General features: G+C 61.2%; 9 protein-coding genes and 1 tRNA gene. 8 read left to right on the plus strand and 2 right to left on the minus strand.

Annotated features, from left to right (window positions below):
* Positions 1 to 383, minus strand: a 383-nt coding sequence (locus M3O22_07675) for an ATP phosphoribosyltransferase regulatory subunit (protein MDP9196625.1), incomplete at its 3' end; no start/stop codon positions are given.
* Positions 384 to 531: 148 nt separating this feature from the next.
* Between M3O22_07675 and M3O22_07680 the strand changes: the two genes are divergently transcribed.
* The 4 genes from M3O22_07680 (at position 532) to mgtE (ending at position 2,712) form a co-directional block, all read left to right on the plus strand.
* Positions 532 to 608 (plus strand) — tRNA-Pro (locus tag M3O22_07680).
* Positions 609 to 690: 82 nt separating this feature from the next.
* On the plus strand, positions 691 to 963 hold the full coding sequence (locus M3O22_07685) for a BrnT family toxin (protein ID MDP9196626.1): 273 nt from the start codon (positions 691 to 693) through the stop codon (positions 961 to 963).
* Positions 923 to 1,192: a BrnA antitoxin family protein gene (locus tag M3O22_07690; protein MDP9196627.1), complete on the plus strand. Its 270-nt coding sequence runs from the start codon at positions 923 to 925 to the stop codon at positions 1,190 to 1,192. Before M3O22_07685 ends, M3O22_07690 begins: the two co-directional genes overlap by 41 nt.
* Positions 1,193 to 1,344: 152 nt before the next feature.
* A complete protein-coding gene (gene mgtE / locus M3O22_07695; GenBank protein ID MDP9196628.1) occupies positions 1,345 to 2,712 on the plus strand; it encodes a magnesium transporter in 1,368 nt (455 codons plus the stop codon).
* Here the strand turns inward: mgtE and htpX are convergent.
* The gene (gene htpX, locus M3O22_07700; protein ID MDP9196629.1) at positions 2,709 to 3,590 is read right to left on the minus strand and encodes a zinc metalloprotease HtpX; all 882 of its coding nucleotides are present in this window, start codon (positions 3,588 to 3,590) and stop codon (positions 2,709 to 2,711) included. The two genes, mgtE and htpX, sit on opposite strands and share 4 nt — an antisense overlap.
* 146 nt (positions 3,591 to 3,736) lie before the next feature.
* Here htpX and M3O22_07705 point away from each other — a divergent pair, with 146 nt between their 5' ends.
* From M3O22_07705 to M3O22_07720, 4 genes are all read left to right on the plus strand, one after another.
* Complete coding sequence (locus M3O22_07705) at positions 3,737 to 4,747, plus strand: hypothetical protein (protein MDP9196630.1); 1,011 nt, start codon at positions 3,737 to 3,739, stop codon at positions 4,745 to 4,747.
* Positions 4,744 to 6,228: a hypothetical protein gene (locus tag M3O22_07710; GenBank protein MDP9196631.1), complete on the plus strand. Its 1,485-nt coding sequence runs from the start codon at positions 4,744 to 4,746 to the stop codon at positions 6,226 to 6,228. The genes M3O22_07705 and M3O22_07710 overlap by 4 nt, the downstream gene beginning before the upstream one ends.
* 64 nt (positions 6,229 to 6,292) lie before the next feature.
* Positions 6,293 to 7,165 (plus strand): thermonuclease family protein, encoded by an 873-nt coding sequence (locus M3O22_07715; protein ID MDP9196632.1) that lies wholly within the window; start codon positions 6,293 to 6,295, stop codon positions 7,163 to 7,165.
* Positions 7,162 to 7,491 (plus strand): TIGR02300 family protein, encoded by a 330-nt coding sequence (locus M3O22_07720; protein ID MDP9196633.1) that lies wholly within the window; start codon positions 7,162 to 7,164, stop codon positions 7,489 to 7,491. The genes M3O22_07715 and M3O22_07720 overlap by 4 nt, the downstream gene beginning before the upstream one ends.
* Positions 7,492 to 7,609: the final 118 nt, after the last annotated feature.

Here is a 7,609-nt window from a genome sequence, read left to right on the forward strand (position 1 = left end):
CGTTGGGCGCGCTCGCCGCGATACACGCGCTGCATCTGATAGCGGCGGAACGGGAATGCGAGGTCGTGCTCGTGTTCGGCGACGTAACGCGCGAGCGGCACGGTCAGGTCGAAGCGCAACGCCAGTTCGGGCATGCCCTCGCCCGCGCTCTTGTCGTGTGACTTCTCGAGCGCCCCGGTCGACTGGACGAAATACACCTGCCGTTCGGTCTCGCCGCCGGACTTGGTCAGCAGCACCTCGGACAGCTCCATCACCGGCGTTTCCACCGGCAGGAAGCCGAAACGCTCGAAATTGCGCCGGATGGTGTCGAGCAGGCGCTGGAAGGCGATCTGATCCCGAGGGAGCAGTTCCATGACGCCAGGCGGGGTGCGCGGCTTGATCAACGCGGCAGTCCTTTGTTCTGGAGGGTTCCCGGGCGGAGTGCATCCGTCGGGAATCCCGGTGGAACGGGCATTCTAGCGGCCGCTCCCGGCCCGGCCCATACAAAGGGTTGCCCGGACCACGATCGGCCCGTAAAATGCCGGGCTCCCGCGGGGTGTAGCTCAGCCTGGTAGAGCGCTACGTTCGGGACGTAGAAGTCGCAGGTTCGAATCCTGTCACTCCGACCAGCCTTCGCCCTTAGGGCTTCGGCTCGGCAAGCCGAAGGCGCAGAATGATTGACACCTTTATTTATTGTATATACAATAAATCATGAAGATAACCTTCGACGCCGGCAAGCAGGACAGGACCCTGCAGGAGCATGGTCTGGATTTTGCCGATGCCGGTGAGATCTTCTCCGGAAAGTTCTTCACTGCTGAAGATGTCAGGCAGAATTACGGAGAGATCAGGTTTGTCAGTGTCGGTCGCCTGGGGGGACGGACGGTCGTCGTAGTCTGGACTCCCCGCGGTGATGCCCACCATATCATATCGATGAGGAAGGCCAATGAAAGGGAACAGGAAAGATACGCGCGGCACCTGGACTGATCCGGATGACGCGCCGGAATTGACGGACGAATGGTTTGAAAAAGCCACACTGATGCAGGGAAACAGGGTTGTCCGGCGCGGGCGTCCGAAACTGCCGGTGACGAAAACTCTGGTTTCGCTGAGGCTCGATGCCGACGTGCTGGAGGGTTTCCGGGCCACCGGCGCCAGATGGCAGTCACGGATCAACCAGGTTCTGCGCAGGCATCTTCTTCATGACCGCAAGGAATAATGCTTCACCATATCGATCATAAAGCTCTTTGATCAGCCCGGCCTGCTAATTAAACCCGGAGCGGTATTTTTGATTTGTAAAAACTGCGGTACTCCGGGCGATGCTGCTCCCTCCCTTGACACCTGTTCCGGGACGGGAGACCCTGCCGTTCCATGACCATCGCGCTTCCCGATGATGACAACGAGGATCTGACGTCCCGCCAGGACGAGATCCGGCACGCTGTCCAGCGAGGCAATTCCCGCACGGCCCTGGCCATTGTTACTGGTCATCATCCCGCAGACATTGCCGAACTTCTGGACCTGCTGCCTGGGCCGGACCGCCAGCAGCTGGTGGAATGGTTGCGGCCCCGCTTTGATCCGGAGATCCTGGCGTACCTGGCCCCCGAGGTGCGGGACGAGGTGGTCAGCCAGCTGAACCCGCAGGAGCTGGCCGAGGCGCTGGGAGAGCTGGAATCAGACGATGCCGTCGGTGTCCTGGAGGAAATCGCGCCCGGGGAACGGGCGGAAATCCTGGCCCAGATGCCCGAGGATACCCGCCAGGCGGTCGAGGAAGGCCTGGTCTGGCCGGAATACAGCGCTGGCCGTCTGATGCAGCGCGATTTTGTGGGTCTGCCTTCGTCCTGGACGGTCGGGCAGACCCTGAAATGGCTGCAGGACAGGGGAGAAGACCTTCCGGAAGGGCTCCATGAAATCTTCACTACCGACAGCCATGGCCGGCTGGAAGGCGCTGTGCCCCTGGCGCACCTGCTGCGGTCTGCGCCCGCACGTCCTCTGGAAGGGATAATGATCCGCGATGTCAGCACATTTTCTCCCGCCACGGGGCAGGAGGAGGTGGCTTTCATGTTCCGCAAGTATGGCCTTGTGTCAGCGCCTGTGGTGGACAGCAACGGCCACATCCTGGGAGTCATCACGGTTGACGACGCGCTGGAAGTGATAGAAGAGGAAGCGCAGGACGACATCCTGCGACTGGCCGGTGTGGGGCAGAGCGACATCCACCTGTCCCTGCGCCAGACGGTGACCAGCCGTCTGCGCTGGCTGGCGGTGACCCTGCTCAACACGGTCACCGCGTCGCTGGTCATCGCGCAGTTCGCGGATACCATCGAAAAGATCGTCGTGCTGGCTGTCCTGATGCCCATCGTGGCCGCCATGGGGGGCAATGCGGGCATGCAGGCGGTGACTGTGATGGTCCGCGGTCTGGCCATGCGGGACGTGCAGAAGGCCAACGCCCTGCGCCTGGTGGGCAAGGAAGCGGTGATCGGCATGATCAACGGCGTGGCCTTCGCGGTGATCCTGGGAGGTCTTGCGGCGGTGTGGTTCCATGATATCCGCGTGGCCGGAGTCCTGGCGCTGGCCATGACCTGCAATATGATCTGGGCCGGTCTTGCGGGGACCATCATCCCCCTGACCCTGGACCGCATGGGCATAGACCCTGCCGTGGCCGCCGGCCCATTTCTGACCACCACCACAGACGTGCTGGGATTCCTGCTGTTTCTGGGCCTGGCGACCTTGTTGCTGCTTTAGGAGGGAACGCTCCCCCACGGACCCGCCACCGGGGGTGAAAACGTGCCATCCATGTCCCTCAGGGCCCTGACCCTGTTCTGGATCCGGGGATGAGTGGAGAACAGGCTGTCCATGCGCTGGCCGTGCAGGGGATTGACGATGAACATGTGGGCCGTGGCAGGATTGGCCTCGGCGCGGCGGTTGAGGATGCGCATGCTGCCCCGTTCCAGCTTTTCCAGGGCGTCAGCCAGGGCCAGCGGATCGCCACAGATTTCAGCGCCCTTACGGTCCGCGCTGTATTCCCGGGTGCGGGAGATGGCCATCTGCACCAGCATGGCGGCCACAGGGGCCAGCAACATGGCCACCAGCGCCAGAAGGGGATTGCCGCCCCGGCCATTCCCGTCGCTTCTGCCCAAGGGCATGAAGATGGCCAGGTTGGCCAGCATGGAAATGGCGCCGGCCACCGTGGCGGTGACGGTCATGGTCAGGGTGTCGCGGTTTTTCACGTGGGCCAGTTCATGGGCAATGACAGCTGCTGTTTCCCGCGGGGTGAGAATGTCCAGAAGGCCTGTATGGACAGCTACGGCGGCGTGGCGGGGGCTGCGCCCGGTGGCAAAGGCGTTGGGCTGCGGATTGTCAATGATGAACACCCGCGGCGTGGGCAGGCCGGCCTTCCGCGCCAGATCTTCTGTCATCCGGTATACAGGGCCGTCATGGATCTGGCGGGCGCCGTACATGCCCAGCACGATTTTGTCCGAGAACCAGAACGAGACAATATTCATCACCCCGGCCAGGGCCAGCGCCATGATCATTCCCCCCTTGCCCCCCAGGGCAAAGCCGAGCCATCCGAACAGGGCTGTCAGCCCGGCCAGAAGAACAGCGGTTTTCAGAAGGTTCACAGGTGCCTCCGACAATTGCTGATCCTGTATATGGGGTTTTCCATGCGGGGATCAAACCCCCTGGTGGAACGCGGCCAGCCTGTTGCCATCCTTTTAGTTGCATGAAATCCTTGTCCTGAAAGAACCACGGCCTGCTGGAGATTGGCGTGAAGGACTGGATCAGGGCATGGAGTGGCCGGATAGCAGCTGGAACCGGCCTCTGGCTGGTTTTCCAGACCTGCGGCATGAAGGATGAGGCTGAAATCAGCCTGCAGAAGGCCGAACGCCGCCTCACCCATGCAACAGGGGCCCATAAGGAAGTATTTTCCGGGCAGACCCTGCATGGATGGCATTTTGAGGAATACCACTGGGACAATGCGGCCATGGCGGCAGACATTGCCCTGCTGTCGGGCAGGGTTACAGCCTCTGGACACGAGGCTGCCGCTCTGGGGCAGGAGAATGCAGACCTGCAGCGGCTGGCGGATTATTTCCTGATCCGGTCCCTTGCCCAGGATCTGGCCGGAGCCAGTGAGGAACAGGCAAGGGCAGTGGAAAAATCCCTGGAAAAGACGCTGGCCGGCATGGCCAGCCGGGATACGGGGCGGGATGACCACCCGCGCTTTGTTTTCCTGACCGTTCAGGGGATGGGTCTGTCCAGGGCGCAGTTCGACACCCTGTGGGATGGCAATCCGGACTCTCAGACCCTTGCGCAGGCCCGTCAGGGCATAGTGGTTCGACTGAAAGCGTGGGGTATGTCCGGCGCTGACGGGACTGTGGACGCCCTGACACAGGCCTTTGCCGACTCTACCAGGGCCGGAGGAGAAAATGCCCGGAATTTCTTTGTCCATCCGGCCGGACATGACGGCCTGCATGTCGTTTATATCTCTGCCTCGCCGGAAATGCTGGGTGCCCGGGACGTCTTTGTATACCGCACACTGTCTGCCTATGGTGAGGTCCTGGCTGACCAGATGTGGCCGGGACAGGAGCTTCTGTCACACAATCCAGACCTGACGGGTGAATGCCTTGTGGCCGACATGAGGGAGCGGCTCCAGACCGCAGGTTTTCCCTGGACTACATGGATTGGCATGAAGAATGCCCGCTGCGTCTTTCCGGACGCCCAGACTGGCCTGTCTGGAAAATACGCCCGGAGTTTCTGTGGGTTGGGAGCAGCACCATGAGGATACTGAAAGCCCTGGGACGTCTGCCTGCATCCTGGCGCGTGTTTGGCGTATCGGCCCTTGTGGCAGGACTGAACTTCTTCTCTGCGGCCCATGATTCCGCCCGCGCCCGGGAGATGGAGGACCAGGCCGCCGTGCTGGAATCCGCCGTACGGGAAAGCCCGTTGGGACGCGCGGCAGAGCGTCACGCCCGTCTGGAGGACCAGAAAAAGGATCTGGCCCCCCAGGAAAGGGACCTGGAAGAACGGCTTGAATTCCTTCAGGAACAGTACCGCCGCCTGAACCGCATGAAACTGTTTTTCCTGTTCCAGGAAGTTTCTGGAACCGCAACACAGTTCCGGGACGGGCAGGATGCCGAAACCGGATACAGGGCGGTGCAGCAGACCCTGCAGGGACAGGCCCGGGCAGAGCTGGGCCATGCCAAATTCATCCTCTGGCTGTCCCCGGGCCGTGCGGGGCTGACCCCGCAACAGCAGAAAGCCATCCGGGCGGCGCTGGCGGAAAAACGGCCGGAAGCCATCGCCCGTCTGAAAAAACAGACTGAAAGGCGGATCCAGAGGATTCTGGAGCAGGAACTATCCTCCCGGCTTCCGGCTGTCGTGGGCCAGGTCTCCAGGCACCGGGCGGCCGCGAAAATTGCCGATGACCTATTTTGGTATATCCTGTCTGAAAAGGCTGCCGGTATTTATCTCTCACCGAATTATATGGGCTTTCCTGTTTCCGGACCTGGCAATGACAGCTGGGGCGTCATTGTTTCCAGGGAATGTCAGGACCTCTGGAGCTGTGGCAACGGATCGCAGCACACTCTTATCCACGAGACGGGTCACAGTGTTGACGGTCGCTATATAGGGAAAATGAAGGAGTGGACCCTTACCAGGACGGAAAATGTGGCGGACATGACCGTCCTGCTGCTTCGGCAGGATCTGAAAGACGCGGGATTCCCGGATTCTGTCCACAATGCCCTGATTCCCAGTCTCCTGAGAAAGGGCTATCTGGTCCAGGCGATCGCAGCCGACGACAGGGAAAGTTTTGTTACCTACAGCATCTGGATGACCCTGCCGTGGCTTCTGGACCGGAATGGACGGGTGGATGAAAGCCGTTTTTCCGCCATCCCCTTTGACAGGCTGGAGTCCTCCATTGCCGATGTGAAGGCATGGATGCACCTCCTGGTGCATGGCAGTCCCCGGAAGGTCAGGGACTGGCTGACAGCAGACGGGGATGTCAGGGCAGGCTACGACAGGGTTCTGGAGGCCATAAAACCCTGGAAAGCCGACCCCGGAAGCGATCCCGAAAAACACGCGCAGTACATGCGGATCAAAACAGCGGCCATGGCCAGAGTGCTGTACAATAATTCCGATGGGCTGGACCTGGACTGGAGCATTCTGGAAAAGATCCTTCAGGATGCGTGCCAGCTGGAAGACAGTGCGGAATATCCGCAAGATACGTGCCAGGGCATTCCTGCACCCCAGGCTCTGCCCTGAAAAGGATCCGTCCCGGAAAAACCCGGATCTTGTCTGCCGGGACATAATCCGGTTGTATGGAGCCATGCGTGTCATTGTTCTTCTGGTCCTGATGCTGATCCACAGTACCCCTGCCCTTGCCGATGGCCTGAAATCCGCAGGCACTGCCAGTGTGGCGGAAGTCATTGATGGCGACACGGTGCGCCTGTCCGACGGGCGGGAGGTGCGCCTGACAGGCATCCAGGCGCCCAAGCTTCCGCTGGGGCGGAAGGATTTTCCGGTCTGGCCCCTGGCGCCCGAGGCGAAGCAGGCGCTGGAATCCCTGGTGCTGGACCGGACAGTGGAGTTGCGGACGGGAGAGGCCACCATGGACCGGTGGGGCCGTGCTCTGGTGCACCTGTACCGGGACGATGGCCTGTGGATCCAGGGCGAGATGCTGCGCCAGGGATGGGCGCGGGTCTACAGCTTTCCCGATAACCGGGTGCTGGTGGATGACATGCTGGTGCTGGAAAAACAGGCCCGGGGCAGGGGGCTCGGGATCTGGGCGCTGGACCACTATGCGGTGCGTCCTGCGGACGAAGTTACAGGGAAGGATTTTCACGCTTTTCTGGTGGCCGAGGGCCGGGTCGTGAAAGCAGCAGCGGTCAAGGGCCAGGTATTTCTGAACTTCGGCCACGACTGGCGCACGGATTTCACGGTGGTGATTCCCCGGCCGGCCCTGAAGCTGTTCCGCCGGGCCGGTGTTGATCCCCTGGCGTTCGAGGGCCGGGACATCCAGGTACGGGGCTGGGTGGAGATGTACAATGGCCCCATGATCGAGGCGACCCATCCGGAAGCCATTGTTCCGCTGGACAGGAAGGGCGTGCTGGCCGGAAAGCATAAACCTTTGACAAAGCGCAAGGGACATGGCAAGGGGAGGTCCCATACCGACCAACTGCAGGATGGAGAAGGCTCATGACAAGGCCTGAATGGGGCACCAAGCGCATCTGCCCGGATTGCGCAACCCGATATTATGACCTGAACAAAAAGCCTCCCCGTTGTCCCAAATGCGGAACGGCCTTTGATCCCGAGGCCCTGCTGCGTTCCCGCCGCGGACGCTCTTCCCTGCTGGATGAAAAGCCTGTGGCTGCGGAACCAGTGGAAGAGGCAGAAGCCCTGGTTGAGACTGCAGAAGAGGTTCCTGCTGCCGGAGGTGACGATGAAGTCCTGATCGAGGACACGTCCGAACTGGGCGAGGAAGAAGTCGAGGAGGTTGTGGAGCACGGCGAGGACGAGGAAAGCTGATTTTTCCTCTTGCACCATGGAAACTTTGTGCCCATAGTGCGGGCGCTTTCGCGAAGGCGGAAAACGGGGCCATAGCTCAGCTGGGAGAGCGCTACAATGGCATTGTAGAGGTCAGGGG

Source organism: Pseudomonadota bacterium, from assembly GCA_030775045.1.
Lineage (GTDB): Bacteria > Pseudomonadota > Alphaproteobacteria > JALYJY01 > JALYJY01 > JALYJY01.